This is a genomic window from Cellulosilyticum ruminicola JCM 14822 (assembly GCF_001311925.1).
GTDB lineage: Bacteria > Bacillota > Clostridia > Lachnospirales > Cellulosilyticaceae > Cellulosilyticum > Cellulosilyticum ruminicola.
This window is the reverse complement of record NZ_BBCG01000017.1, coordinates 1-25720: the sequence shown is the minus strand read 5'-3', so window position 1 is coordinate 25720 and position 25720 is coordinate 1. Positions and strand designations below refer to the sequence as shown.

At 33.8% G+C, this 25720-nt stretch carries 30 protein-coding genes and 3 pseudogenes; 28 read left to right on the top strand and 5 right to left on the bottom strand.

Translation table 11 applies throughout. The features are described from left to right. Positions 1 to 92 precede the first annotated feature (92 nt). The 17 genes and pseudogenes from JCM14822_RS07935 (at position 93) to fusA (ending at position 15395) form a co-directional block, all read left to right on the top strand. Complete coding sequence (locus tag JCM14822_RS07935; protein ID WP_054741268.1) at positions 93 to 1472, top strand: glycine--tRNA ligase; 1380 nt, start codon at positions 93 to 95, stop codon at positions 1470 to 1472. Positions 1473 to 1685: 213 nt separating this feature from the next. Then, positions 1686 to 2120: a glucosamine-6-phosphate deaminase gene (locus JCM14822_RS07930; RefSeq protein ID WP_054741266.1), complete on the top strand. Its 435-nt coding sequence runs from the start codon at positions 1686 to 1688 to the stop codon at positions 2118 to 2120. 46 nt (positions 2121 to 2166) lie between these two features. Then, positions 2167 to 3297, top strand: coding sequence for an N-acetylglucosamine-6-phosphate deacetylase (nagA, locus tag JCM14822_RS07925; protein WP_054741265.1), 1131 nt, complete (start codon positions 2167 to 2169; stop codon positions 3295 to 3297). 42 nt (positions 3298 to 3339) lie between these two features. Continuing rightward, positions 3340 to 4523 (top strand): annotated as a pseudogene (locus JCM14822_RS24495) (PTS transporter subunit EIIC). Continuing rightward, positions 4504 to 4869: a hypothetical protein gene (locus tag JCM14822_RS07915; protein ID WP_054741264.1), complete on the top strand. Its 366-nt coding sequence runs from the start codon at positions 4504 to 4506 to the stop codon at positions 4867 to 4869. Before JCM14822_RS24495 ends, JCM14822_RS07915 begins: the two are co-directional and overlap by 20 nt. Then, complete coding sequence (locus JCM14822_RS20140; RefSeq protein WP_157047680.1) at positions 4870 to 5010, top strand: hypothetical protein; 141 nt, start codon at positions 4870 to 4872, stop codon at positions 5008 to 5010. Positions 5011 to 5276: 266 nt separating this feature from the next. Next, positions 5277 to 5672: a C-GCAxxG-C-C family protein gene (locus tag JCM14822_RS07910; RefSeq protein WP_054741263.1), complete on the top strand. Its 396-nt coding sequence runs from the start codon at positions 5277 to 5279 to the stop codon at positions 5670 to 5672. 294 nt (positions 5673 to 5966) lie between these two features. Then, positions 5967 to 6590 (top strand): IS66 family insertion sequence element accessory protein TnpA, encoded by a 624-nt coding sequence (gene tnpA, locus JCM14822_RS07905; RefSeq protein WP_408606188.1) that lies wholly within the window; start codon positions 5967 to 5969, stop codon positions 6588 to 6590. After that, entirely contained in the window at positions 6587 to 7051 is a 465-nt protein-coding gene (locus JCM14822_RS07900; RefSeq protein WP_306307313.1) for an IS66 family transposase, read from the top strand. The genes tnpA and JCM14822_RS07900 overlap by 4 nt, the downstream gene beginning before the upstream one ends. 353 nt (positions 7052 to 7404) lie before the next feature. Next, positions 7405 to 7863 carry a low molecular weight protein-tyrosine-phosphatase gene (locus JCM14822_RS07895; RefSeq protein ID WP_054741320.1) on the top strand — a complete coding sequence of 153 codons (459 nt, stop codon included), beginning with the start codon at positions 7405 to 7407 and terminating at the stop codon, positions 7861 to 7863. A 97-nt stretch (positions 7864 to 7960) separates the two neighbouring features. Then, complete coding sequence (locus JCM14822_RS07890) at positions 7961 to 8182, top strand: hypothetical protein (protein ID WP_054741243.1); 222 nt, start codon at positions 7961 to 7963, stop codon at positions 8180 to 8182. Positions 8183 to 8212: 30 nt separating this feature from the next. Next, positions 8213 to 8599 (top strand): annotated as a pseudogene (locus tag JCM14822_RS07885) (DUF6994 family protein); the annotation flags it as partial. 193 nt (positions 8600 to 8792) lie between these two features. After that, positions 8793 to 10064, top strand: coding sequence for a transglutaminase domain-containing protein (locus tag JCM14822_RS07880; RefSeq protein ID WP_054741239.1), 1272 nt, complete (start codon positions 8793 to 8795; stop codon positions 10062 to 10064). Between the two features lie 206 nt (positions 10065 to 10270). After that, positions 10271 to 11473 carry a trans-sulfuration enzyme family protein gene (locus JCM14822_RS07875; protein ID WP_330377406.1) on the top strand — a complete coding sequence of 401 codons (1203 nt, stop codon included), beginning with the start codon at positions 10271 to 10273 and terminating at the stop codon, positions 11471 to 11473. A gap of 11 nt (positions 11474 to 11484) precedes the next feature. Then, complete coding sequence (locus tag JCM14822_RS07870) at positions 11485 to 12276, top strand: amidohydrolase family protein (RefSeq protein WP_242861446.1); 792 nt, start codon at positions 11485 to 11487, stop codon at positions 12274 to 12276. Between the two features lie 165 nt (positions 12277 to 12441). Continuing rightward, complete coding sequence (locus JCM14822_RS07865; protein WP_054741234.1) at positions 12442 to 12930, top strand: NAD(+) diphosphatase; 489 nt, start codon at positions 12442 to 12444, stop codon at positions 12928 to 12930. Positions 12931 to 13325: 395 nt separating this feature from the next. Further along, positions 13326 to 15395: an elongation factor G gene (gene fusA / locus JCM14822_RS07860; protein WP_054741232.1), complete on the top strand. Its 2070-nt coding sequence runs from the start codon at positions 13326 to 13328 to the stop codon at positions 15393 to 15395. A 247-nt stretch (positions 15396 to 15642) separates the two neighbouring features. On the opposite strand, the gene JCM14822_RS19245 is transcribed toward fusA, so the two are convergent. Beyond that, a complete protein-coding gene (locus JCM14822_RS19245; RefSeq protein ID WP_083461328.1) occupies positions 15643 to 15900 on the bottom strand; it encodes an SDR family NAD(P)-dependent oxidoreductase in 258 nt (85 codons plus the stop codon). Between the two features lie 655 nt (positions 15901 to 16555). Here JCM14822_RS19245 and JCM14822_RS24490 point away from each other — a divergent pair. The 4 genes and pseudogenes from JCM14822_RS24490 to JCM14822_RS20135 form a co-directional block, all read left to right on the top strand. Further along, positions 16556 to 16666, top strand: a pseudogene (locus JCM14822_RS24490) (helicase-related protein); the annotation flags it as partial. A gap of 21 nt (positions 16667 to 16687) precedes the next feature. Beyond that, a complete protein-coding gene (locus tag JCM14822_RS23755; protein ID WP_330377405.1) occupies positions 16688 to 16828 on the top strand; it encodes a hypothetical protein in 141 nt (46 codons plus the stop codon). 210 nt (positions 16829 to 17038) lie between these two features. Beyond that, positions 17039 to 17314 (top strand): hypothetical protein, encoded by a 276-nt coding sequence (locus tag JCM14822_RS07850; protein WP_054741229.1) that lies wholly within the window; start codon positions 17039 to 17041, stop codon positions 17312 to 17314. Then, entirely contained in the window at positions 17314 to 17451 is a 138-nt protein-coding gene (locus JCM14822_RS20135; protein ID WP_157047679.1) for a hypothetical protein, read from the top strand. The genes JCM14822_RS07850 and JCM14822_RS20135 overlap by 1 nt, the downstream gene beginning before the upstream one ends. Before the next feature lie 89 nt (positions 17452 to 17540). On the opposite strand, the gene JCM14822_RS07845 is transcribed toward JCM14822_RS20135, so the two are convergent. Both JCM14822_RS07845 and JCM14822_RS07840 read right to left on the bottom strand, forming a co-directional pair. After that, complete coding sequence (locus JCM14822_RS07845) at positions 17541 to 19205, bottom strand: stalk domain-containing protein (RefSeq protein WP_054741227.1); 1665 nt, start codon at positions 19203 to 19205, stop codon at positions 17541 to 17543. A 154-nt stretch (positions 19206 to 19359) separates the two neighbouring features. Further along, positions 19360 to 19791 (bottom strand): hypothetical protein, encoded by a 432-nt coding sequence (locus tag JCM14822_RS07840; protein WP_054741225.1) that lies wholly within the window; start codon positions 19789 to 19791, stop codon positions 19360 to 19362. 95 nt (positions 19792 to 19886) lie between these two features. On the opposite strand from JCM14822_RS07840, the gene JCM14822_RS07835 reads away from it, so the two are divergent. The 6 genes from JCM14822_RS07835 (at position 19887) to JCM14822_RS07810 (ending at position 24224) form a co-directional block, all read left to right on the top strand. Further along, positions 19887 to 20645, top strand: coding sequence for an SDR family NAD(P)-dependent oxidoreductase (locus JCM14822_RS07835; protein ID WP_330377404.1), 759 nt, complete (start codon positions 19887 to 19889; stop codon positions 20643 to 20645). Positions 20646 to 20744: 99 nt separating this feature from the next. Further along, positions 20745 to 21572 (top strand): peroxiredoxin, encoded by an 828-nt coding sequence (locus JCM14822_RS07830; protein ID WP_242861445.1) that lies wholly within the window; start codon positions 20745 to 20747, stop codon positions 21570 to 21572. 129 nt (positions 21573 to 21701) lie between these two features. Next, entirely contained in the window at positions 21702 to 22643 is a 942-nt protein-coding gene (locus tag JCM14822_RS07825; RefSeq protein ID WP_054741221.1) for a DUF4349 domain-containing protein, read from the top strand. Next, positions 22570 to 22887, top strand: a complete 318-nt coding sequence (locus JCM14822_RS07820) for a hypothetical protein (protein ID WP_172674790.1) — start codon at positions 22570 to 22572, stop codon at positions 22885 to 22887. Before JCM14822_RS07825 ends, JCM14822_RS07820 begins: the two co-directional genes overlap by 74 nt. Before the next feature lie 119 nt (positions 22888 to 23006). Continuing rightward, positions 23007 to 23816 carry a stalk domain-containing protein gene (locus JCM14822_RS07815; protein WP_054741217.1) on the top strand — a complete coding sequence of 270 codons (810 nt, stop codon included), beginning with the start codon at positions 23007 to 23009 and terminating at the stop codon, positions 23814 to 23816. A gap of 27 nt (positions 23817 to 23843) precedes the next feature. Continuing rightward, on the top strand, positions 23844 to 24224 hold the full coding sequence (locus JCM14822_RS07810) for a hypothetical protein (RefSeq protein ID WP_054741215.1): 381 nt from the start codon (positions 23844 to 23846) through the stop codon (positions 24222 to 24224). Between the two features lie 60 nt (positions 24225 to 24284). On the opposite strand, the gene JCM14822_RS07805 is transcribed toward JCM14822_RS07810, so the two are convergent. Both JCM14822_RS07805 and JCM14822_RS07800 read right to left on the bottom strand, forming a co-directional pair. Further along, positions 24285 to 24563 (bottom strand): hypothetical protein, encoded by a 279-nt coding sequence (locus JCM14822_RS07805; protein ID WP_054741213.1) that lies wholly within the window; start codon positions 24561 to 24563, stop codon positions 24285 to 24287. Between the two features lie 26 nt (positions 24564 to 24589). Continuing rightward, positions 24590 to 25075: a hypothetical protein gene (locus JCM14822_RS07800; protein WP_054741211.1), complete on the bottom strand. Its 486-nt coding sequence runs from the start codon at positions 25073 to 25075 to the stop codon at positions 24590 to 24592. Positions 25076 to 25207: 132 nt separating this feature from the next. Between JCM14822_RS07800 and JCM14822_RS07795 the strand changes: the two genes are divergently transcribed. Further along, the gene (locus JCM14822_RS07795; protein WP_054741208.1) at positions 25208 to 25594 is read left to right on the top strand and encodes a hypothetical protein; all 387 of its coding nucleotides are present in this window, start codon (positions 25208 to 25210) and stop codon (positions 25592 to 25594) included. Positions 25595 to 25720 lie beyond the last annotated feature (126 nt).

Here is a 25720-nt window from a genome sequence, read left to right as displayed (position 1 = left end):
AATTCAACTATATTGCATGAGGGGCTTTAGGAAAATAGTATATTTATACCAAATGAGAGGAGAAGCATAAAGTATTTTATGCAAGTGACAAAATGAGTAAATTTACAATGGATGATATGGTAGGTTACTGTAATCAATATGGTTTTATATTTCAAGGAAGTGAAATATATGGTGGATTAGCCAATACTTGGGATTACGGCCCACTTGGAACAAGATTAAAGAACAATATTAAAGATGCTTGGAGATATTTCTTTATTCAAAATAGAGATAATAGTTTTGAGTTAGATTCAGATATATTAATGAATCCAACAGTATGGAAAGCAAGTGGACATCTTGCAAGTTTCTCTGATCCATTACTTGATTGTAAGGAATGTAAGTCTAGATATCGTGCAGATAACCTTATTGGTGAATTTAATAGTGAAGTTGATGCAGATGCTATGACAACTGATGAAATGATGTCTTATATTAGAAATAATAATGTATGTTGTCCAAAATGTGGTGCGTCTAACTTTACTGATATTAGACAATTTAACTTAATGTTTGCCACACAAAGAGGCGTAACAAGTGATAGTGCAAATACAATATATTTACGTCCTGAAAATGCTCAAGGTGAATATGTAAACTATATGAATGTTCTACGTACAATGAGAACTAAATTACCATTTAGTATTGGACAAATTGGAAAAGCATTTAGAAATGAAATCACACCTGGAAACTTTACATTTAGAACAGTAGAATTTGAACAAATGGAATTCCAAACATTCTGTAAAGCTGGGGATGATGATAACTTATATGAATACTTTAAAGAGTACGGGATTAAATTCTTCCAATTAGTTGGTCTCGATAAATCTCGTCTTAGATTCCATGATCATGAAAAATTAGCTCATTATGCAAAACAAGCGTGTGACATTGAATATCTATTTCCATTTGGTTGGGGAGAAATTAATGGGACACACAATAGAACTGACTTTGACTTAAAAAATCACTGTGAATATTCAGGGAAAAAATTAGATTATTTTGATGCAGCAACTAATGAAAGATATATACCATATATTATCGAATCTACGTATGGATTAGATAGATTATTCTTAGCAATTCTTTTTGAATCTCTTGAAAAAGAAGAATTAAAAGATGGTGAAACAAGAGATGTTTTAAAAATTTTACCTGCACTTGCACCTATTAAATTAAATGTTTTACCTATTTCTAAGAAGTATCATGCTGAAAAAGCTATGGAAATATATAACATGACAAGGAAATACTTTATGACATCTTATGATGATACAGGTAGTATAGGTAAACGTTATAGAAGAGGAGATGCTATTGGTACACCTTTTGCAATTAGTGTAGATGATCAAACAGTTGAAAATAATATTGTTACACTTAGAGATCGTGATACAATGCAACAAATTACATTAAAAGTAGATGAGTTAGTAGAATATATCAGTGAGAGAATTAAATTAGAAATTAAATAATAAAATTAAAAAAGCTATATCTGTTCATAATGAATAGATATAGCTTTTTGGTTAAGTGCAAAAGGGTATGGTGAATATTTAAAGTATATTTAGGTATTGTAGAGATAGTTATAGAAAAATAAGAGATTTAACATAAAAATTGTAAAGAGCACAAGGGATAGGGTATAATCAAACAATAGCTAAAAATAAAGGAGCTGATAAGAAAATACATATGTGCCAAGCGGAATTGCTGAAAGTATAGAAGATGAAGCACATAATTATGATGAAAAAATCGCTCAGTTAGGTGGTATTGATCTTCAGATTTTAGGAATAGGAAATAATGGGCATATTGCTTTTAATGAAGCAGACCATGCTTTAAGAATGAAGACTCATGTGGTAGATTTAACAGAGGATACAATTAAGGAAAATGCCAGATTCTTTGAACATAGAGATGAAGTACCACGTAGTGCTATTACTATGGGTGTGGGTCAAATTATGAAAGCTAAAAAAATTGTTTTATTAGCAAGTGGAAAAGGCAAAGCGGAAGCTGTAAAAGGCATATTATCAGGTTATTTAACAACACAAAATCCAGTCAGCTTTTTGCAACTACATGAGAATGTAACCTTAATTATAGATGAAGAAATTAACGCAGCCATTAAAGAAATATAGAATGCGTCAATTTATAGATTTAAATACGACAGAAAGGAGAATGTAGATGTTAATTACAAATTGTCAAATTATCTTTAAAGACAAGATAGAAAAGGGCGCTGTAAGAATTGAAGACGGCAAGATTACAGCAATTAATCCTGAAATTCAAAAAGATGAAGAAGTGGTAGATGCTAAGGGTATGTATTTATCACCAGGATTTATCGATATTCATATTCATGGCGCAGCTGGCTATGATACAATGGATGGAACCAATGAAGCTATAAATAGTATTGCAAAAGCTATCGCAAAACATGGCACAACTTCATTTTTACCAACAACGATGACGATGAGCGTAGCTGAGATTAATCAGACATTAAAGGTGATTGCACAATTAATGAAAGAGGGGGCAAAGGGCGTAAATGTATTAGGGGCTCATTTAGAAGGGCCGTTTATAAGTCCTAAGGCTATAGGGGCACAAAATCCAAAACATTTAATCAGTCCTTCTATTGAAGCTTATGATGAAATGGTAAAAGGATGTGAAGAGGCAGTTATTTCTATGACATTAGCTCCTGAAGTAGAGGGAGCTGAGGCTTTAATTAGGTATTTAAGAGATAAAGGCGTTATGTGCTCAGCAGGACATACAAAGGCAACTTATGAAGAGATGATGGCAGCTATTTCTTGGGGCGTAACCCATGGAACACATCTTTATAATGGGATGTCAGCATTTACGCACAGAGAACCAGGCGTAGTAGGCGCTATATTTGATAGTGAAATTACAACTGAAACAATTTCAGATGGGATACATAGTGACTATGCAGCCCTTCGCATAGCTTACAAACAAAAAGGTACAGATAAAGTCATGCTCATATCAGATGCCATGATGGCATGTTGCATGCCGGATGGCAAATACGCTTTAGGCGGACAAGATGTATTCGTTACAAATAATGCAGCAAGACTTGAAAATGGCGCCTTAGCAGGATCTGTATTAACCCTTGATAAAGCTATTCATAATGTGCATACAAACTGCAAATTACCACTTTATGAAGTCGTTAAAATGGCTACATATAATCCAGCTAAATTCTGCAGTGTAGAAGATCATAAAGGTCTCATTGCAGAAGGATATGATGCAGACTTAGTTTTATTTGATGAAAATATCAAAGTAAGCAAAGTGTGGATTAAAGGAAAACAATTAAACTAGAAGTAGACTAGAGTTTACGAGAGAAGGAGAACGTCTATTACGATGAAGTACTTACAAAAATTAGGGAAGGCCCTAATACTTCCAGTAGCATGTTTGCCGGTAGCCAGTATTCTTATGAGAATTGGTTATTGGATTAAACCGACAGGATGGGGAGCAAATAGTGTAATGGTAGCTTTCCTCATTAAAGCAGGAAGCGTCCTTATTGATAACATGGGCATTTTATTCGCCATCGGTGTTGGTGTAGGAATGACAGAAGATAATGATGGGACAGGAGGTCTGGCGGGACTTATTTCTTGCCTGCTGATGACAACATTATTATCAGCAGAGCATCTATTACCGCTTCACTTGTATTATTTGTTGTATGGCCATTTGTATATGGTGGACTTGTAGCTTTTGGAAAAATGATTGTTTCAACAGGGACAATTGATTTAGGTATTTATGTATTCTTAAATAGAATCTTAATCCCAACAGGACTTCATCATGCATTAAACTCAGTATTCTGGTTTGATGTAGTTGGTATCAATGATATCGGTAATTTCTGGAGTGGTACAGGTGTTATGGGATAAACAGGTATGTATATGACAGGATTCTTCCCATTCATGAACTAGCAGGGGCACTTGCAATGTATCACTGTGCAAAAGATGACAAGAAAAAAGCAGTTATGGTTTATTACTTGCAGGAAGCGTATCTGCATTCTTTACAGGGGTAACAGAACCTTTAGAATTCGCATTTATGTTCTTAGCACCACCATTATACTTAGTTCATGCAATAATTGCAGGGATTTCAGGATTCGTATGTATAATGCTTCCAGTAAGAACCGGATTCAACTTCAGTGGTGGATTCGTAGACTGGATCTTAAGTTTTAAAGCACCAATGGCACAAAATCCATTATATATTATCCTAATTGGACTTGCATTTGCAGTATTTTATTACATAGTATTTAGATTCATGATTACTAAATTCAACTTCCAAACACCAGGTAGAGAAGAAGATGAAGTAGAAGAAACAAATACCCAAGCAGGGCCAGAAAATAACGACTTCACAAGAATGGCAGAAATGGTAAAGTAAACTTAACATCTATTGATAACTGCGTCACAAGATTACGCTTAGAAATCAAAGATCAATCATTAGTTAATGAAAAACTTCTTAAATCAGCAGGTGCAGTAGGCGTTATGCGACCAGGCAAAACAAGCTTACAAGTAGTATGTGATTCATTTCGCACATGATAATGGAGAACCTTTTGCTTTTAAATTTGATAAACGAAAGTTATTAGATGATTTATATAAGGTTTGTAAATCTGTAGGTGTAGGTTTTAGAATGAGAGCTTTAGCTACAGCTTATACAGTGAAGTATTTTCTTGAAGGAGTAGAGGGAATAGAAGCTTATAGCTGGAATTTATATTATGGTCAGTGTTACAGAGCTAATGCACCAGCTATTATAGGACCTAGTATGGAAGGAAATCACCTTGTTGAAATGACCTTAACAGGGGATGTAAAATTAAAACCAAATCAAATTTTTGAGAGACTTAGAGAAGATAGTCCATTTGGTGAACAGTTAAAAATGTTAGAATAGTTGGATAGGTTAGCTGTCGATAGCCTTGAATTCATTAAGCTTGATGGTGTATTAAACATTAAAAATAGATTTAATGATGATGAAATTGATTATGTATTTGCAGCTTTAGAGGGTAAAACCCTGTGTGGTAACTTTAGTTAGTTTAAAACACCTAAAACATTATGGCGTGAAATTCTGAAGATGAAAACTTAGATACAAGAGGAAAAAACTGAAATCTATGAAAAGATAAAGCCTATTGAAGCTTTAGCAGAAAAAGGTTTAATTTAAAACTAAGCACCTGTTTTATGACGATAGATAAAGTGGTATACTGAATAAAGCAGAGGTGCTATAAACTGTGAATTAAAGTATGATATAATATAAAAAATAGAATATACAATATGTATCAGTGATATAAGGAGGAAGAAGTAATGGAATCAAGAGTAGCAGCAGCAGTAGAGAAAAAGAAAAATGGTTATAACTGTGCCCAAGCAATTGCTTGTACATACTGTGATCTTGCAGGAATGGATGAGGAAACAATGTATCAAATGACACAAGCATTTGGTGCAGGCTTTGGAAATATGCAAGGAACTTGCGGAGCAATTAGTGGAGCTTGTGCAATCATTGGCCTTATTAATAGTAAACAAGGACATAATAAAGGTAAAACAATGCAAGATGCAAGACAAATTATGAATGAGTTTTACAATCATAATCATTCAGTTATTTGTAAAGAATTAAAAGGCATAGAAACAGGCACAATGCTACGTGGCTGTGATGATTGCGTAAAAGACGCAGCTGAATTCTTAGAGCAGATACTAAATGCTTAAAGCATTATGCTTAAGGTATCAATATAGTAAGATGATATTAAAGGAGCATTATAAAATGATTTACATTTTGAGATGCTTCTTTTTTGTGTTGGGCGAAATTAGCTGGCATTAGCATCTGAAAAAGAAGAGTTTTGGGATACTATTTAATGAAGAGGGAAAAGCTATCACGGAAATATAGTAAGCGTACAACAATAAGGCGGATATCATATATTTGATATTTATGAGATAATAACTCCAAGATTTTTTTCTTGGAGTATTTTACTTCAATTCACTCAAAAAGGAGGTTCGTTTATATTGTGTACGAGTAATCAGCAAGCTAAGCGGGACTTATGGATGTCACGCATTATGGCGTGCAGACAAAGTGGTTTACCAGATGTCAGGTGGTGTAAAGAAAATGGTGTGACACCAAGTTCTCTTTACTATTGGATTAATAAATTTAGAGATGAAGCGATTGTTATACCAGATTCAAATTCTGAATCAGCAATTCCTTATGAACAAGATATCGTGCCACTCCATATTATTGCAGACTGTTTAAAACAGGAACTTCTAAAAAAGGATTTATTACATGCAGATGAAACTACTATTCAAGTGCTTCATGAGCCTGGCAAAAAAGCTACAACCGAATCTTATATGTGGTTGTTCAGAAGTGGTGCAGATGATGAAAAGCCAATCGTACTTTTTAACTACTATGCTTCAAGAGGTGGCTATCATGCTGCCGAGTATCTGGATGGTTTTGAAGGATATCTTCATACGGATGGCTATCAGGGCTATGAAAAAGTAAAAGGTGTCACACGCTGTGGATGTTGGAGTCACCTTAGAAGATATTTTGTAGAAGCTATACCACCGACACCAAGTAAAAATGGTGAATTAAGCTTGGTGAGATTGGATGAGATTATTGCAATAAACTCTTTGCTATAGAAAAAGACCTTGCTGATCTTAGTCCAGAAGAAAGAAAAATCAAGCGTCTAGAACTGGAAAAACCAGTATTAGAGGCTTTTTGGTGTTGGATTGATACGCTTAACCCTCTTAAAGATTCAAGGCTAGGGAAAGCAGTAACTTATGCTAAAAACCAAAGAAAATACATGGAAAACTACTTATTAGATGGACGTTGTGCACTCTCAAATAACCTTGCTGAAAACAGTATTAGACCTTTTACGATAGGCCGTAAAAACTGGGAGTTCGCTAATAGTGTGAAAGGTGCAAACGCCAGTGCAACAGTTTATAGCATTATTGAAACTGCAAAAGTCAATAAACTGAATGTTTTTAAATACTTGAGATATTTACTCCAAGAAATTCCGAACATGGACTTCAAAAACAAGTCTGAAATTTTAGATCAGCTCTTGCCTTGGAATGAGAATATCAAAAAAATATGTAAATAATAACCGAACTAAAGTTAGAGTAAATATATCTAATTTTAGTTCGGTTATTTTATTTTAACAATACGCCTGATTATTGTACGCTTACGTTTTATCACAATGCAGTTGATTTAGATTATGCAATCCCTGAATTTTATGGAATTATTGGTTATAATAAATATACTGCAGCAGCAGACAGGGAGGGGGCAAGAAAGGCTGTGAAGGAGCTGATTAGGAAGTTTGATTCCTTTTAAATAAATTTTTTGAGAATGGAATAAGGAGGTCAAGCTATGAAAAATTTGGGGCTTTAAATAGAGAATAAATAAGGGTTATGCTAGAATAGAAGTTAATGATGTATGATTAAGGGGTATGATGAGATGATAAAGATACTTTTTGTTTGTCATGGCAACATTTGTCGTTCGCCAATGGCAGAGTTTGTGATGAAGGATTTAGTGAAGAAAAAAGGTTTAGAAGATGAGTTTTATATTGCATCAGCGGCTACAAGTAGAGAGGAAATCGGTAATGGGGTTCACCCTGGTACTAGAAAGAAATTAGGTGAGTTTGGCATTAGTACCGCAGGGAAGACGGCTATTCAGATTACAAAGACTGATTATGCAAAATATGATTTTATCTTAGGGATGGAAAGTTATAATCTTAGAAATATTGGTAGGATTATTGGCAGGGATGAAGCCCATAAAGTGTATCGATTATTAGACTTTACTAATAATCCAAGAGATATAGATGATCCTTGGTATACTGGAGATTTTGATAAGACTTATGAGGATATATGTGAAGGCTGTCAGGCACTTATTGCCTATTTACTTAAAAATAAATGATATAGTAATTAGTTTAGAAACACTATGTTGAAGTAGTTAAGTGCTTCTAATAATATGAAAATATAATATGGATAATTTCTACGAATTGAAGGGCCATATGTATAACTATTTAAATGATGCTATGAATATAGAGTTTTCTAATGCTGATGAGTATAAAATATGCGATTGTAATAAGAAGTGTAAAGATAGAGTAACAATTTGTGGGGAATGTTATCAAGACCCGGATGCTATAAGTTACAAATTATATGAGGATATGTGCATAATATTTAAAGACTTCTTCAAAAGTCCATTGCATGTAAAGGGAAGTAAGCGACAATGATATTTATGTTTCGATGATTTATATGAACACCAATTAACCACAGATTATATTGGGCCTTCTCGCAATTGGGCACTAAAATGTCTGGAGGGTAATGATGATGAAAAGGCGAAAGTAATTGGAGACTTTTTATTGATATCACGAACTATTGGTGGACATATTTTTTCGCCTGCCCATCAAGTAAATAGAGGGAATACAATTAATCAAATAAGGGGAGGCGTAGGCATATTTAATAGAATAGATATTACTTTAGCAGAACTAAAAAAATTTTATGAAACAAAATTTGATGGTGAAGCTATGTATTATAAGCCCTTATATGATACTTTTAAAAGATATCAATGTTTTTTTGAGATATTTGAGACATTCGAAAATTATATTGATATCATGCAACTAGAAATGTTCTTACTAAAGGTGAGGTAATTTTTCTAACAGATTCTGATTTAAATCAAAATGACATAAAGGTTGTTGAAAAGAGTTCAAGTTATAAACTTATAGATTACATACGATATATTAATAACTGTAAGAATAGACTTAGTATTCATTTAGAAAAAATGATGTCATATGAAATAAGTAGGAAATAGGGAGATGGATTGGAAAAATAGGTTTCATAAGTATGCTAGTGATAGCCAGTAATACGGCAATATATGCGAGCACAGCTACGCCAATGGCTGCTAGATTTGTAGTCAATAATGAAGAGGTATGTGTGGATGCCTATACCATAGAAGAAAACAATTATTTTAAGTTAAGAGACTTTGCTATGGCTATGAAAGGTACACAAAAAGAATTTGAGGTTACATGGCAGTCACAGCTTGGGGCTATTAATCTAGTAAGTCATAAAGCGTATACTGTAGAAGACAGTAAACTTAAAAAAGGAACTAATAGGCCTAAAGAAGCGGTAGTAAGTGAGGCAAAAGTTTATAAAGATGAAAAGGATACAGGATTAACAGTTTATAAAATAGGGGGTAGTAACTACTTTAAGTTAAGGGATTTAGGAAATTTAATAGATGTAAATATTATATGGGATAGTAATGCAAAGGAAGTCAAAGTTAATGTACCACTGGGTAATATGAATCAGTCAGTGCTTACAGGCGCACCTATAACGATTCAAAAAGATGCCTTAAAGCTGCCTGTTAGTGACATAGAAAATTATCCTATTGTACAAAGTGCTTATGAAAACATTTTGTTATATATGATGGAGCATAATTTAAAGTCTTATGATATTCCTTATAATAATGTGATGTGTGAAGAAATAGAAAGTGGTAGTTTACAAGAGACTATCAAGGTAGCATATACACAGGTTTTTACCCAATACATTGAGCAATTTGGTAGTTTAGAAGGATTAGAAATTCGTGCAGATGGTAGTGCAAGTTATGGTACACAGACCTTAATCTTAGAGCCTATTAGTGGATATAATTTGAAAAGCAGCAAAGAAACGTTTTTTGAAGCAAGTACGCAAGTTGTAGAACACCTCATTAAAGAAGGTAAACTCACTACAGCTATGACACAAAAGGAAAAAGCGAAAGTATTATATGAATGGGTGATTTCTAATATTGAAAAGGACGAAAAAGCTTTAGATATTAGTCGTACAGGCTATGGAGCTCTTGAAACTCGTAAGGCCATTTGTCAAGGTTATACAGCTATTTATCATACCTTATGCAAATTAGTGGGTATAGAAGTAACAGGCGTTATAGGAAAAGCAGGAGGAGAAGAGCATAGTTGGACGTTAGCCATATTAGATGGGGAAAAGACTTATATTGATATAACTTATGGTGCAGCAGTATCTGGGAAGATGAAAACATATGACTATCGTTACTTTATGATTTCAGAAGATATTTTAAGTTATAATCATGAATGGGATAAAAGTGTGATATATAAATTGAAATAGCTATTAATTGAATGAAGATTAAAAGAAGGCACAAGTAGTCTATAGGATTACATAGTGCCTTCTTTTAATTTTAATGAGATTGAAGTTTATATTTATAATATTTAAAAAATATTGACATACACAAAAAGAGGACATATAATACTAAACATATAAAAACAGTAGGAATTGATTGAAGTCGTTATTTAAATTCATCAAAGGGGGCATATATGATGGGTAAAAGAGTATATGATCAAAATTATGGTTTTCAAACAAGAGCAATTCATTCAGGAAATGATATAGATGGGGAAACAGGAGCAATAAAAAGACCAATTACAATGGCAAATAGTTATGAGTTACCTTATGATCCAACGAATATTAATTGGAGTAGTGCAGGTGAAGCATTATATACAAGAAATGGGGGGGCTAATCAACAGTATTTACAAGATAAGTTAAAGGCTTTAGAAGGAGGAGAGGACGCTGTTGTATTAGCTTCAGGCGTAGCAGCCTTATCAGGCACTTTCTTTGCATTATTAAATGAAGGAGATCATGTGATTTTTTCTAATATTACTTATATTGCAGTATATCGTTTATTAAATGAACTTTTAACGGATAAATATGGTGTAGAATCAACAATTGTAGATACAAGTGATATAGAAGCTGTGAAAGCTGCGATTAAGCCAAATACAAAATTAATTCATGTTGAAACGCCAGGTAATCCAACTTTAAAAATTAGTGATATTGAAGAGGTTGCCAAACTTGCCCATGAACATGGTGCATTACTATCTGTAGATAATACTTTTGCTTCACCTTATAATCAAAGGCCAATTGAATTGGGGGCAGATATAGTTATTGAAAGCTTGACTAAATATATTAATGGACATGGTGATGCTATGGGAGGTGCCGTTATAGGGCCTAAAGAAGTCATTGAAAAAATCAAAGCGCAGGCTATGATTAATTTAGGAGGAGCTATTAGTCCATTTAATGCATGGCTTATTATGAGAGGTGCAGCCACATTACCTTTACGTATGAGACAGCATAATGCCAATGCATTGGCAGTAGCTGAGTATTTAGAAAAACTGCCATTTGTAAGCTTTGTAGCTTATCCGGGTCTTGAAAATCATCCAGGACATGAAATTGCTAAGAAGCAAATGCCACAAGGATTTGGTGGGGTAGTATCTTTTGGGATTAAGGCAGATCATGATACTTATAATAAGGTGGTAAGTTATTTACAAGTCATTACATCAGCTGTTTCATTAGGACATGATGAAAGTCTCATTGTATTTTTGGGAGAAGATGATGAGAGACAATATCTCTATCCAGAAGCATTTCACAATGGATTTTATAGAATGAGTGTGGGGCTTGAAGATGTAGAAGATATTATAGGAGATTTGAAGCAAGCTTTTGAAAAAGCAGGATTATATGAAAAATAGGGGGTACTAAAGTGTCAGGATATAAAATTATTGATAGTCATGCACATATATTTCCAGAAAAAATTGCAGATAAAGCAGTAGAGTCTATTGGAGGGTTTTATGATTTACCTATGGCCCATAAAGGTAACATACAGGCACTTATTACATCAGGTAATAAAATAGGTGTAGAAAAATATCTGGTATTTTCAACGGCAACGACCAAAGAGCAAGTTCCAGCTATCAATAACTTTATTTATAACGCATGTGAGGAGTATAAATCATTTATAGGACTTGGGACATTACATCCGGATATGACGGATTATAAAGAAGAAATAAGTCGGATGATTGATTTAGGATTTAAGGGTGTAAAGCTTCATCCAGATTTTCAAAGATTTTATATTGATACATCACAAATGATGCCAATTTATAAAGCCTTAGAAGAAAGTGGTTTAAAATTACTATGTCATGTGGGTGATAGGCGAAGTGATTACTCAGCCCCATATCGTTTGGCAAAGGTTGCGCAAAGATTTCCAAAGCTTCAAGTGATAGCACCTCATTTTGGAGGATGGCAGCAATGGGATGAAGCTATGAAATATCTTGCTTTGCCAAATGTCTACTTTGATACAAGCAGTGCATTATATACGTTAAACCGGGAACAAGTAATGTGTTTACTTAAAACTTTAAGTAGCAATAAATTTTTCTTTGGTACAGATTTTCCAATGTGGGATCACAAAGAGGAATTAGAACGCTTTTTAGCTTTAGAACTACCTTATAAAATTAATGAAGATATACTTTATAATAATTTTGCACAATTATTTTTATAGGATTTTATAAGGTGAATAATTGGAGGTGTCGTAAAAACTTGTTATTTTGCGACACCTTTCTTTATGAAATAATAAGTTTTATATTGTTGTTTGTAAAGAATAGGGACAAGTGCTAGAATAATGTTTATAGCGAAAATTTATAAGATACAGGTTATAGGAGGATTTATGAATCAGAAATATTGTGGGACATGTGGGACAGAATTAATAAGCAAAGCATTAGAAAATGAAGGAATGATTCCATATTGTACAAAATGTGAGCAATTTAGATTTCCAATGTACAATGTGGCAGTAAGTATGATTGTAATCAATAAATCAAATGGGAAGATTTTACTCATTAAACAATATGGCAGACCTTTTTATATTTTAGTTGCAGGTTATGTAAATCGCGGTGAACAAATAGAGGCAGCAGTCCTTAGAGAATTAAAAGAAGAAACAGGCATGGAAGCTTTAAGAGTGAAATTTAATAGAACCAGCTTTTATGAGCCATCGAATACACTCATGTGTAACTTCACTGTGTTTGTTAAAGATGATTCTAAGCTTAATCCAAATGATGAAATAGATGCTTATGAGTGGTTTACACCAGAGGAAGCTCAAACTAATATTTTACAAAATAGCCTTGCCTCAAGATTTTTAAATGCATATTTGAGTGAGTAGATTTACGAATAGAAATAGTTGATAGCAGTAGGACTAAAAGTTATAATGCTTGCATATAAAATAATATCTATCATCTATAAAGAGGGTGTTAAAGGTGCAGGTTATTGTAACATTTCTAGTATTTACGATATGCGCAGCTGTTTTACTTTTGACCCTGAATTATTTAATTGATTTTATCGGATGGCTTTTTACAAGAGATTGGAAGAAGAAAAAAACAAATGATTAATTAAAAATGCAAAGAAGGCACCAGCAGTCTAGAAGATTACATAGTGCCTTCTTTTAGTTTTTACTATTTTGAGGAATATTTTTAAAACATGGTATTTAAAAGAAAACCTCAAAATAAATATTTAAATAATAGATTGTTCAAATGTATCTTACCGAAGGAGGGGTTTTATATGATGGAGTATGAAACAAAGGACATTAGGAATGTTGCCTTAATTGGGCATGGTGGTAGTGGCAAGACGACTTTGGTAGAAGCAATGCTTTATAATGCAGGCATAACAAATAGGCTTGGACGTGTAGAGCAAGGAAATACGGTATCTGATTTTGAACAGGAAGAAATAAAGCGTAAGTTTTCAATTCGAACATCTATTATTCCTATTGAGTGGCAAGACCATAAAATCAACATATTAGACACACCAGGTTATTTCGATTTTGTAGGTGGCGTCAAGGAAGCAATGAGCGTAGCCGATAGTGCAATTTTGGTAATCAAGTCTTCACAAGGCGTGGAAGTAGGCACAGAAAAAGCATGGGAATATGCGCAGAAGGCAGGTATACCAAAGATGATTTTTGTAACAGAGATGGATACGCCAGATCAAGATTTTAACGGCCTACTACAAAATTGTCAGCAGAAATTTGGAAGTAAGGTAGCACCTATTCAAGTGCCTTGGTATGAAAATGGACAATTCGTAGGTTATGTTCACGTACTTAAAATGATAGGACGTAAATTTGACAAAGATAAAGTCGTAGATTGTCCTATTCCATCTAATCTTCAAGCAGAAGCCCAGCTAGTTCGTACTATGATTTTAGAAGCAGTAGCAGAAACAGATGAAGGGATTATGGGAAAATACTTTGATGAAGAAGAAATTACTGAAGAAGAATTAGAAACAGCCTTTAAAAAAGGTGTTGTAAGCGGAGAGATTGTGCCAGTTATTTGTGGTAGCAGCATCAATGGCACAGGAATTATTACACTTATGAATTTAATCATTTCATTATTTCCGGCGCCAGATGAAGGGCAGAAAGTCTTTGCGCAAAATATGGATAATGAAGAATTAGAAGAAGTGCCTTGTTCTAGCGAAGGGACAAATTCAATCTTTGTTTTTAAGACGTTAGTAGACCCATTTATCGGTAAGTTTTCAATGTTTAAAGTGAAATCAGGCAAGCTTAATGTAGATGATACTTTATATAATGTGGCAACAGGTGAGAATGAAAGAGTTACCCATATTTATAGTTTATGTGGCAAAGAACAAAAAGAAGTACAGACATTATATGCAGGAGACATAGGGGCAGTTGCTAAACTTAAGACACCTAAGACTGGGGATACTTATGGAGCAAAAGGTTTTAATAAAGCGTATACACCAATTGACTTCCCAAAGGCTTTTGTAAAAATGGCAGTCTTCCCAGTAGGTAAAGGTGATGAGGAAAAAATGTCCACAAGCCTTTATAAACTCATGGCAGAAGATCACACCTTTAGTATTGAATATAACAGGGAAACTCATGAAACAATTATTGATGCCATAGGTCAACAACAAATTGATGTCATTATGAGCATGCTTAAAAATAAATTTAAAGTAGATGTTTATACCAAAAATCCTACAACGCCTTATCGTGAAACCATTAAAGGCAAAGCTAATGTTCGTGGCAAACACAAGAAACAATCTGGCGGGCATGGACAATATGGCGATGTTGTAATGGAATTTGAGCCTTCTGGAGATTTAGAGACACCTTATGTTTTTGAAGAAAAGATATTTGGTGGGGCTGTACCAAAACAATACTTCCCAGCAGTTGAAAAAGGCCTTGAAGAATGTATTGCAAAAGGGGTTTTAGCAGGCTATCCAGTAGTAGGTGTCAAAGCCGTATTATTAGATGGTTCTTATCATCCAGTAGATTCTTCAGAAATGGCCTTTAAGATGGCAACAACCATTGCCTTTAAAGATGGTGTAAGTAAAGCGAAACCAGCTATATTAGAACCAATTGCCCATGTAGAAGTGGTGGTTCCTGAAGAGTATACAGGAGATATTTTAGGAGACCTTAAAAAACGCCGCGGACGTATGATGGGATTAGATATTGTAGGCAAGAAACAAAAAATCATTGCAGAAATTCCACTTGCAGAACTCTATAGCTATCCTACAGATGTCAGATCTATGACACAAGGTAGAGGCGATGTAAGTTATAACTTTGAAAGATATGAAGAGGCGCCACAGGATGTGCAAGAGAAAGTGATTGCAGCAAGAGCTGGTAAGTAGGTTACAGGGGTAGGGGTAGCGCCATGTCTACAACTTCCGTAATTCGTGATATGCTAAGTTCGATAAGTAATGCAACAGTCGAAAACTCGCTCGCTCCGCTCACTCAAACACTCGACTTAAAACCGCATTGCTTATCTTCGCCAAGACTATCAATAAATTACTCCACAGGTAGATTAGTAGAACCACTTACTTCTGCTTTCCGTTTGGTGATCTTGTTGCATGGCGTGAAAAAAGAAGGAAAGGAAATTTAGCTGCCGACTACTGTGCCGCCGTTGATGCGGATACCTTTATTAACTAGGGCAAGTGAAAGGGAACGGCTGAAGGCGACGACGGCACCTTTAGTCGCAGAGTAGTCAATAAGCTTTGGTTCACCTTCATAAGCAGTAATAGAAGCTGTGTTAATAATGGTACTGCTACGTTTCATATGGTTAAGGGCAGCTTGACTTAAAAAAATGATGGGATAGACATTAACTGCAAAGGCAAGTTCAATTTGTTCTTGGGAGATGTTTTAAAAATCGTCTTGGGGAATCTGTACACTAGCATTATTAATTAAAGTATCTAAAGCACCATAATGGTCATAAGTAGCGTTGAAGATTTTTTTGCAGTGCTCTTTAGAACGTATATCTCATGGGAGGAGTAAACATTCGCCACCATCGCCGCCTGTAATTAAAGCTACTTTTCCAAGAAGTTTATTACAGCCTTAACAAGGAACAAATAGGAAGGGGCAGCATTTGAGATTCTATGCCAGGCTGATAAGGCTGATGTTGGGCGGGAAAACTAGATGGAAAGTTATTATAAATTAGACAATCTGGGCGTTATTTAGATTTAAAAGAAGAGAAGCTTAAACAGACCCTATCTATGATTGATATATTGGGGGTGTATAATGAGATTGAACAAATTAAAGTACCTGAGCAAAAATCACTATTTTTAATGCATAAATTAGAAAATATGAACTTTGCAGAAGATAAGAAAATGTAAAAAAAGCCTTAAGAAGCTGATGAAATGTGACTTGGGAAAACACTTCAAATGAGTAGCTTTTTAGCAGCACAAGAAGGTAGCAAAAGCTTAGTTATTACACCGATAGCCCTTGTGTATAACTGAAAAGTAGGCATTGCGCATGGGAATAGAGAAAAACGTTTAAAAGTTATTAGGTCTTCTTAATCTCATTAAAAGCTGGAGGAACAGGGCTTAACTTAACAAGTGTCAGCACAGTTATTCATTTTGCTCCATGGCGGAATCCGGCAGCAGAAGATCAAGCTAGTGATAGAGCCCGCCGTATAGGACAAAAAGAAGTGGTAACAGTTATTAAACTTATGGCAGAAGGGACTATTGAAGAACGCGTGATAGCCCTTCAACAAGAGAAGAAAGAACTTATAGATCAAGTTCTGAGCAGACAGGCTGAAAATACATTAACAGGTTTATCAGAAGAGTAGCTTAAAGAATTACTTATAAATGATAAATAGTTAGTAGTAATAAAAGACTTATCCAGTGATTAAGCAATGTCATTAAGTTAAGATATTGTTTCTGAGATTTCCTTAAATAACCAAGTACATATTATAGGTATTTGGTTATTTTTTGCGTGAAAAAGCTTGACAAAGTATTAAAAATTTGCGGCAAAGCCTCCTCATTGAAGAGATGTTGTGATGAATACACATGCAAATGAACTAAAAAAATGTATATTAGAAATTATAAGAAAAATGAGTAATAATCCACAGGAATTTTTTAATTCTGAGAAAGCATGCTTTGTATGTCAGAGTAAGTTTGGGCTTGAAAAACTTATGCAATTTAGTTTATCTTTTGGAAGTAACAGTTTAGACCATGAAATTGGGGAGTTTTTTGAGTATAGTGATGGTTTCCCTACTACCTCAGCCTTTGTCCAACAACGTAAAAAAATGAGTTATGAGGTTTTTAAATTATAATGCTTACAGGTTATATGCCAGACTATAGTGGAACAATGTGGATAGGGTATTCAGATCCTAAGCCGCTTACCAAGGAGGGCAAAGATTATGAGGTAAATATTTGGGCGAATATTATGAGTCAAGTATGTGATAAGTAGATTATAAAAATAGGATACATACGGCAGAAGATTAATACTGCTATATGTATCCTATTTTTAGTATATCAAATTAACTGATAGATTAAATGTTATTTATCTTGTGCTTTAATCCAAGCAGCTATATCTTTAATATAATTTTCATCGGCAACGCTATCAAATAAATATTCATCTGGGATACTTGCTTTAGTACCACTTACATAAAGATGATTAAGAGAAGGGTAAGATTTGAGTGTGAAATTATCTTTGCCTTTTAAAGTAGATTCCCAGAGTTTGAAGTCTTTCATAGTAACTTGATAATCACGTTCACCTTGAGTAATTAAAGTTGGTGCAGTGATTTTGAGAGCTTCAGCTTTTTGATCATAAGCATTGAGTGCTGCCCAGAATAAATCATTAAAGCCAGCAAGGCCTAGTGGATTTCCAGAGTTATGCATGGTAGCATTTTTAGCTTCTTGGACGAAATATTCAACTTGCTCCATATAGCCTACTCTATCAGCAGCAGATAGGGTCGTATCTAGAGAAATAGTATATTTGTATTGGTCAAGAATTACATCAGATAAATCTCTGGCAGGAGCACTTGACATAATGTAACCTGCTACAGAAGTTTTGTTATCTTGAGTAAGTTTATGATTAAGCATAGGTGTTAACAAGCCGCCTAAGCTATGGCCAAAGACATAAACTTTACTTTGATCAACGTCTTTTGTATCTCCCATAAGGGAAATAGCTGCAAGGGCATCATTGATGACTTCTTCATCTAAAGTAAGGGTTGTACTGCCAGCAAGATCTTCTGCATAAGCGTATGTACGTTTATCATAGCGGAAAGTGGCAATGCCCTGTTTGGCTAAGCCATAAGCAAGATCTCTAAATAACTTAATATTATAAACCGTTTCATCTCTATCGAGAGGGCCAGAGCCGTGAACTAAAACGACTACTGGATAATTACCTGTTGCACTAGGTAAAGTTAAGGTCCCTGATAGAGGATAAGCTTTATCACTATAAAAAGTAAGTTCTTTTTCCACCACGCCAGTAGGTAAGCTTATTTCAGGGGAATATTGATTGGTATGAAAGCCACTGATTTCTCCTTTATCATTCATAACAATGGCAAGGCCAATAGAGGTTTGAGCATATTGGAGCACAATATCTGCTTCTGTATATTCATCAAAGCTGCCTTCTTTTAAGAAGCTATATGACTGAATAGGCCCTAAAACGTCTTCAAGCTGTGTAAAGGATTGTGCGATATCTTGAGCAGTGAGACTAGATTTAAGGGTTTCATCAAATAAAGTTGTAATAGGGGCATAGTCTTTGTTTTGGAGATATGCAGCCACTTCTAAAGCTAGTTGTTTTACGTTTCCTTTAAAAAGCTGACTAGACTTAGTAAGGAAAATAGTTTGGCTTGAACCATCCCAGCGCACAGCATAACCTAAGAAGCCAGAAACGAGGCGCAGAGGAAAATAGGTATGATTATCTTGAAGAAGTACTCCAGTTAAATTGGGATCATTTACAATAGGAAGGGCTACAAGCAATGTTGAATTGCGGCTAATCGTTATTTGCTGATGGGCTTTGTCGTAATTGGTACTATAGCCTAGGGCATCTGTGAAACTACGAAGGGGTAAATAAACAGTTTGATTAATTAAAACAGGTGACTCATTAAGGCTGATTGGATGACCTTGTAAATTAACGGAAATAGGTGAGGCAAATAAAGCAGGTGTCATAAGAGTGGCAGCAAGTAAGCTGCATAATAACTTTTTGAAACGCATGATAGAACCTCCTTAAATAAAAAAGCTGGTCATTTGATTACTACCAGTATATTGTCAGTAATCAAAAAGACCAGCAGATCTTTTGATTTAGTTTTAATTCAATTATATATCAAACTTAAAGATTATGAAGTATAAATGCGTATCATGTTATAACTTAAGTACGTTTAGAAAATTCTTGGTGACATTTTGGACAAGTAATACGGATTTTGCCACGTCCTTTAGGTACGCGAAGAGTCTTTTTGCAATTTGGACAAGTGAAATATCTATGGTCTTTGTCTTTAAGTCTTGTGATTTGTTTGGCACTCTTGTTTTTTAAAACTAATAGCTTTTGCCAAATAGGATGCCAGAAATTCATAAATTTACGATTTTCTTCGTAACGCTTAGAAATATTTTTAGAAAGCATACGGTAAATACAAAAGATAAGTGGGATATAAGAAATTAATCCTACAAATGGTATACGTATAAATGGTACGAAGAAAGATAATATAATTGAAACGATAAGCAGTGCAAGATTTAATTGGTCACTACCATAGCGTCCCTGCATAAAAATGCGAAACTTATTATTGAGGTTATTAAGCCAGTTCATACTGAAGACTCCTTTCAAATATTTCCTAGGCATAACAAATCAAAAAGCTTATAATAGTTTATAATTTGAGCTTTTCAAAAAGTAGGAGGAAGATGATGAGTGTATTAATAACAGGTGCATCTAGTGGTATTGGTTTAGAGCTTGCTAAAGTTTTTGCCTGTCATAATTATGATTTGATTATAGCAGCTAGAAGTAAAGAAAAAATGGATATTTTAAAACAAGAATTAGAAGAAAAATATAATGTAAAGGTTCATGTATGTGAGGTGGACTTATCAAATGAAGAAGGCGTAAAGTTATTATATGACAAAGTGAAGGCGTTAGGGGAAGAGGTAGAGATTTTAATAAATAATGCAGGAGCAGGGTATGTAGGGGAATTTACCAATGAGCCAAGAGAGAGAGACTTGCAAATCATACAACTTAATATGACAAGTTTAACATTACTTACAAAGTACTTTGCACAAGAAATGATACAAAAGCAAAAAGGTAAAATCTTAAATGTGGCATCTACAGGTTCTTATCATCCAGGACCTTATACTGCGGTTTATTATGCCACAAAGGCTTATGTGTTATCTTTATCAGAAGCATTAAATATAGAACTTAAAGAATATGGCATCACTGTTTCAGCTCTTTGCCCAGGGGCGACTAAAACTAATTTCGCTAAGGCTGCTGGTAAAGAAGATGCAGGCATAGCTATGCCGCCAGAATTTATGGCCAAGGCAGCTTATAAGGGACTTATGAAGGGAAAAAGAGTGATTATTCCAGGCATACGTAATAGAGCTTTTATAAAAATTCCACGTAGCATTGCAATTTATATGATTAGTAAATATCAAAAGGGATTAAAAAGAAAAGCGTAGTTAATAAAAATTAGGTTATAACATTTGGGTTTATGTATAGGAAAAGCTACGTTTATCATATATATCCTAATGATGAGTCGTATAAGGATGTGATAGAAAATGCAGACTAACGATGTTAAAAACACAAATATGATGCATAGTATTAAAAGCATGCAAGACTGGAATTTTAATTATGAAATGATGAATAAAAAGCAAGATAAGAAGCAGGAAAAATGGGATAAAGATGATAAAATGGATCAAGATGATAAGATAATGTATATGCATAAAATGAAAGATAAGTGGGATGAAAAACCTATTATGATTGGTGATAAAATGCCGGATATGGCAGTGCATACTACAAAGGGGAAGAAGAAACTGCCTGATGATTATTTAGGTAAGTGGCTTGTATTATTTAGTCATCCAGGAGATTTTACACCAGTTTGTACGACAGAGTTTGTATCCTTTGCAAATAACTATGATAACTTTAAACAATTAGGTGCAGAGCTTCTAGGAATCTCTGTAGATCAGGTGCAAGCGCATATGAAGTGGATCCAGTGGATGAAGGAAAATCTATGTGACGAGATTCCATTTCCAATTATTGCAGATGCGATGGGTAAAACGGCCAAAAAACTTGGTATGGTACATAGTACCAACAATAGCCAAATAATACGCACAGTATTTATTGTAGATCCAGAAGGTACAATACGTATGATTTTATATTATCCAGGAGAAGTTGGACGTAATATTCAAGAAATCATAAGAGCCTTAGCAGCACTTCAAGTAGCTACTAATAATAATGTTGTTATGCCAGCCAACTGGCCAAATAATGAGCTAATCGGTGAACAAGTTATTGTGCCACCAGCTAAAACAGAAGAAGAGGCTAAGGAAAATCAAGAAAGTTATTGTAACTATGATTGGTGGTTCTGTTATAAGAACTTAGAAGAATAAAATAAAAGGTGTAGTAAATCTCATAAGTGGTGAGCATTTGCTACATCTTTTTTGATGAAAAATAAATTTAAAAGTTGAACTATTTGAATTTATTTCCGTCATATATAATAAAAACAGGATGACGATAATATGAGGAAAAGGTGGGAGAAGATAGGATGTATAGGTATAAGTGTTTTAGTTTTAAGTTTAATGGTGGGGTGTGGCAGTAGTTCAAAGTTTGCTGAAGATATAGTAAATGAGGAAATAGCAGTAACAGCTGATAGCAGTGTTAGTGAAGTAGCTCATGAAGACATAGCAAGTGATACAGTTAGTGAAGAGCCTTCAAGTGGTAATCAATCGAGTTTACCCCAAGTCAATACAAACATAAATTATAACCGCAAGATTATTAAAAATGGAGATATACATATTCAAACAGAGCATTTTAATGAAAGTGTGAATCAAATTACAGTGTATATTCAATCATTAGGAGGCTATATTGAAAGCTCTAGTATAGATGGCATAGACTTTTATGCTAAATATAATGAAGGCAGATTGGCACATTTTAGTGTAAGAATTCCTCAAAAGCATTTTGATACCTTTATGAATAAAGTGGGTGACTTTGGCAATGTTTCAAGTTTAAGCTCAAGTAGCGAAGATATCACCAGTGAATATATAGATACAGAAACGAGGCTGAAGGCATTAAATATTCGTAAGAATCATTTATTAGAGTTACTAGAGAAGTTAGATCAGCTGAAAGATCTTTTTGAAATAGAAAAGGAATTAGGCGATGTGACTTATGAAATTGAAAGTCTTAAAGGAACACTTCAAAAATATGACAGCCTAGTAGACTTGGCAACTATTGCAGTAGAAATAGAGGAAGTCAGCGAAATCCACAAGCAGAAGAAAGTAAGAACCTTTAGGGATGAAATCAGACGTATGTTAGTGAGTTTAGTACCACTGGGATTAGTGATTTACTGTATTATATCTTTAGTAGTTATGATAATTTTAAATGTACTACGTGATTTTAAGCTATTTAAGAAAAGAGGAAAGCTATCTTACAATTTCAAAACTGACAATTCATGGTTTTTCTGAAAATGTTATTTATTTAAAGATGGGATGCTATAAGCCTGGGGAAGTATATGAATACTATTGGGGGAAGGATGAAAATGAAGAAATACATCTTATTCTAAAAGTATCAGGATATCCAAAACTTGAAAGTGGTAAAATATTTGCAATAACTATGGATAGCTCAAAAATAGATATAGGAAAAGTGGAGTTGATTTTAGAAGGTTATGGTATTGTAAAAAATACTGATGTAGAAATAAAATTACTATAAGTAGGAGGTGCACAAAAAATCAGAAGAATATTACATTAATAGAAAACATTGATTGACTTTGTAGGGTATAGTAGTATGGATGTTGGAGATAGATATATTAAACTAGAAGGAGACATCAAGTGAACAGAAAACTAATCTTAACAAGTGCAGTAATAGGAATTTTAACTATAGGAGCTACAACATATGGTGGGGTAAGAAATTTAACAGTTGGTGGTAATACGCTTCAAATAGAGCATCAAGCCAGTGACTTATATCCTTTAAGAAAAATATGTGACCAGTTAAGTGTAAAAATAAGTAGCGTAACCAGTGAGCATATCGTACTTCAAAAAGATGGAAATATTGTAACCCTTAATAGACAAAATCAATATTTGAAAAATGCAAAGGGATATTTTATGGCAGGTACTGCTCCTATCCAAAAAGATGGACAAACCTATGTGGATTTAAATGTGTTAGAAAAAATGTTTGGATTTACAAGGGTACAGACAGATATAGGAACAGTTATTAATGAAGTAGCAACATTTCAACTACCAGTTCCTACAGAGAAGAGTCAAAAACTTAATAATGATGTAAACTATATAGCAAAATTAGAAGATGAGATAGATATAAACTATTATAGAGCATCTATTGAAACTGGCATCAGAGAATATAATATAACAACAATTCAAGCTGCTAGAGATAAAATAGCAGGTGAAGTAAATATTATAAATGAGATTACAACTTATATACAGACAAGCGAAGGAAAAGCAGTTGTAGAAAGTTATAGAAACCTACTAAATGCATATAATCAAATTTTAAAAAATGCATTTAATCTCAATGTAAGAGAAATGACCAACTACTTTATACGCGTTATGGAAGCAGAAGATGATTTATCACAAATCCAAGTGAGATTTACAAATGCATTAGAGAAAAATGCAACTAGGTTATACTAATATAAGAAATTAAATGAGGTAAAATAAATGAAATGTAAACGTTGTGGCAATGAAATCGTAGGTGAGATCCAACGTTATTGTAATGATTGTAAAAGAGAACTTAATGGGCAGCCAAGAGAAAAGAAGGCACCTAGAAAATTATTTAAAAAAGAAAAATCGGAAGAGCAAGTAAAAAAAGTAAAAACAGCCAAAGGAATTAAAATGCTAGAAGAAATTAGGGGAGATATAAAAGAAGATAAAAAGATAATATCAAAAAATATAGAGGTGCCTGAAGAAGAGGGAGAAGTGCGTAAAAGATCTATAGTAGGGACTATTGCTTATATCCTATTCGTATTTATTATTATGACAGCAATATTTGTAGGAAGCGTTGCAATTGGTTTCTCAATAGGGCCAACATTATCTATATAAAATGAAAGAGAGTGTGGCAAAATTATAATTTTGCCACACTCTCTTTTTGCTATGAAACAATTATTTGGATTTGTTCATAGAAGTTGTAAAAGTTTTTATCATTGCTTCAAATTGATGACGTTTGTTAACAGGTAAACGGCTCTTGAGATATTCTAGTAAAGCTACTTGCATATCTGGTGTGAAATGCACATTTTTTTTGCTAGCTTCATTAGAAATGGCCATAAGTGTAGCAATGACCTCAATGTCACTCTTGTAAGTAAGTGTACTTAGTGTTTTTTGAAGATAGATTAAGAAGCTTTTGTCTGTATTTGCAAAAGCAGGATGATTAACTAAGTCCATAAGAACCCTCCTTTTAAATTAAGAGATTATTTTATAAAAGAAGAAAGCACTTTAAGTAACTGTACTTGGTTTGGTTCAAGCATTGAAGAGAGCTTATCAATGACATCATTAGGTGTAATAGTTGGACCATTATTAGTTGGCGTACTTTGAGTTGGATCATTTGGGTAAGGTTCTACTACCGAAGGAGTAGGCTCTGTGTAATTGTTTTCCGCATGATTATCAATAAGGTCTCTGACCTCAGTAAGCTTCAAGAGAGCATCTATAAAATAACCACGGTCTCCAGAAAGATTTTGACGTACATCTTTTAAAAATTCTTTTTCCCAACCAGCCTCATGAGAACGAGACATAGAATGTACAGCAGCATCTTTTGAAAATAGGTTAATAGTCTGCATCAGTTCGAAAGTTTTTACAAAGATTGCAAGTGATTTTTGATTTTCAAGTGGTAAATATGGAATAAGAGATTTGGAAATTGTTAGGAAGTCGTTATTAATTGCTCGGTCAAGAGAAACCATAGGAGAACCTCCTTGAATGCCTTTCTTTTATAATGTATGAGTGGACATAAATACAATAGAACTATTTATGACATTTTTATAAAAACTAAAGAATAAAATAATAGTGAACTCAAGTAATAAGGGGAATAGCTTATGGAAAAAAATGAGTTAACCATTAATTTAGAGCAGGACCTCAATGAAATTTCAGCCATGATATGGGCCTATATGGACAAAAAATATATAGGACAATTACGGACCAAATTAAATGGATATCGTAGTGAATGTGAGTCTAATTTATGTAAAGAAGCAGAGCTCATTCGTGCAGTCATACCATTTATGCCAGAACAAAAAAAGATATTACAATTTATAGTAGATGCAATTATTTATAATGATATGATAGAAAAAAGTTTTGAAAAACACAAAGAAATACAGGAATTATATCGTGATGATAATAAAGAAAAAGAACAGATAAAAAAACTTCTCTATAAACTCATTGCCTTTAAACTCGTCACAGCTGTAGAAAAGGGAAGTATCAAGTAAAGTTAGATTTATACTGAATTCAGTACTCATGTATTTAAATAAAAGGCACAATAAACAGCTTAGTTTATTGTGCCTTTTATTTTTATGTAGTATTATTTATTTTCAAATTCAGATTTTAAAATAGGA

Excerpts from the sequence above, each read along its gene's own strand:
- JCM14822_RS07935 (WP_054741268.1), top strand. The coding sequence starts at position 93 with ATGAGTAAATTTACAATGGATGATATGGTAGGTTACTGTAATCAATAT.
- nagA (WP_054741265.1), top strand. The coding sequence starts at position 2,167 with ATGTTAATTACAAATTGTCAAATTATCTTTAAAGACAAGATAGAAAAG.
- JCM14822_RS07910 (WP_054741263.1), top strand. The coding sequence starts at position 5,277 with ATGGAATCAAGAGTAGCAGCAGCAGTAGAGAAAAAGAAAAATGGTTAT.
- JCM14822_RS07895 (WP_054741320.1), top strand. The coding sequence starts at position 7,405 with ATGATAAAGATACTTTTTGTTTGTCATGGCAACATTTGTCGTTCGCCA.
- JCM14822_RS07890 (WP_054741243.1), top strand. The coding sequence starts at position 7,961 with ATGTATAACTATTTAAATGATGCTATGAATATAGAGTTTTCTAATGCT.
- JCM14822_RS07880 (WP_054741239.1), top strand. The coding sequence starts at position 8,793 with ATGCTAGTGATAGCCAGTAATACGGCAATATATGCGAGCACAGCTACG.
- JCM14822_RS07875 (WP_330377406.1), top strand. The coding sequence starts at position 10,271 with ATGATGGGTAAAAGAGTATATGATCAAAATTATGGTTTTCAAACAAGA.
- JCM14822_RS07865 (WP_054741234.1), top strand. The coding sequence starts at position 12,442 with ATGAATCAGAAATATTGTGGGACATGTGGGACAGAATTAATAAGCAAA.
- fusA (WP_054741232.1), top strand. The coding sequence starts at position 13,326 with ATGATGGAGTATGAAACAAAGGACATTAGGAATGTTGCCTTAATTGGG.
- JCM14822_RS07850 (WP_054741229.1), top strand. The coding sequence starts at position 17,039 with ATGAATACACATGCAAATGAACTAAAAAAATGTATATTAGAAATTATA.
- JCM14822_RS20135 (WP_157047679.1), top strand. The coding sequence starts at position 17,314 with ATGCTTACAGGTTATATGCCAGACTATAGTGGAACAATGTGGATAGGG.
- JCM14822_RS07845 (WP_054741227.1), bottom strand. The coding sequence starts at position 19,205 with ATGCGTTTCAAAAAGTTATTATGCAGCTTACTTGCTGCCACTCTTATG.
- JCM14822_RS07840 (WP_054741225.1), bottom strand. The coding sequence starts at position 19,791 with ATGAACTGGCTTAATAACCTCAATAATAAGTTTCGCATTTTTATGCAG.
- JCM14822_RS07835 (WP_330377404.1), top strand. The coding sequence starts at position 19,887 with ATGAGTGTATTAATAACAGGTGCATCTAGTGGTATTGGTTTAGAGCTT.
- JCM14822_RS07830 (WP_242861445.1), top strand. The coding sequence starts at position 20,745 with ATGCAGACTAACGATGTTAAAAACACAAATATGATGCATAGTATTAAA.
- JCM14822_RS07825 (WP_054741221.1), top strand. The coding sequence starts at position 21,702 with ATGAGGAAAAGGTGGGAGAAGATAGGATGTATAGGTATAAGTGTTTTA.
- JCM14822_RS07810 (WP_054741215.1), top strand. The coding sequence starts at position 23,844 with ATGAAATGTAAACGTTGTGGCAATGAAATCGTAGGTGAGATCCAACGT.
- JCM14822_RS07805 (WP_054741213.1), bottom strand. The coding sequence starts at position 24,563 with ATGGACTTAGTTAATCATCCTGCTTTTGCAAATACAGACAAAAGCTTC.
- JCM14822_RS07800 (WP_054741211.1), bottom strand. The coding sequence starts at position 25,075 with ATGGTTTCTCTTGACCGAGCAATTAATAACGACTTCCTAACAATTTCC.
- JCM14822_RS07795 (WP_054741208.1), top strand. The coding sequence starts at position 25,208 with ATGGAAAAAAATGAGTTAACCATTAATTTAGAGCAGGACCTCAATGAA.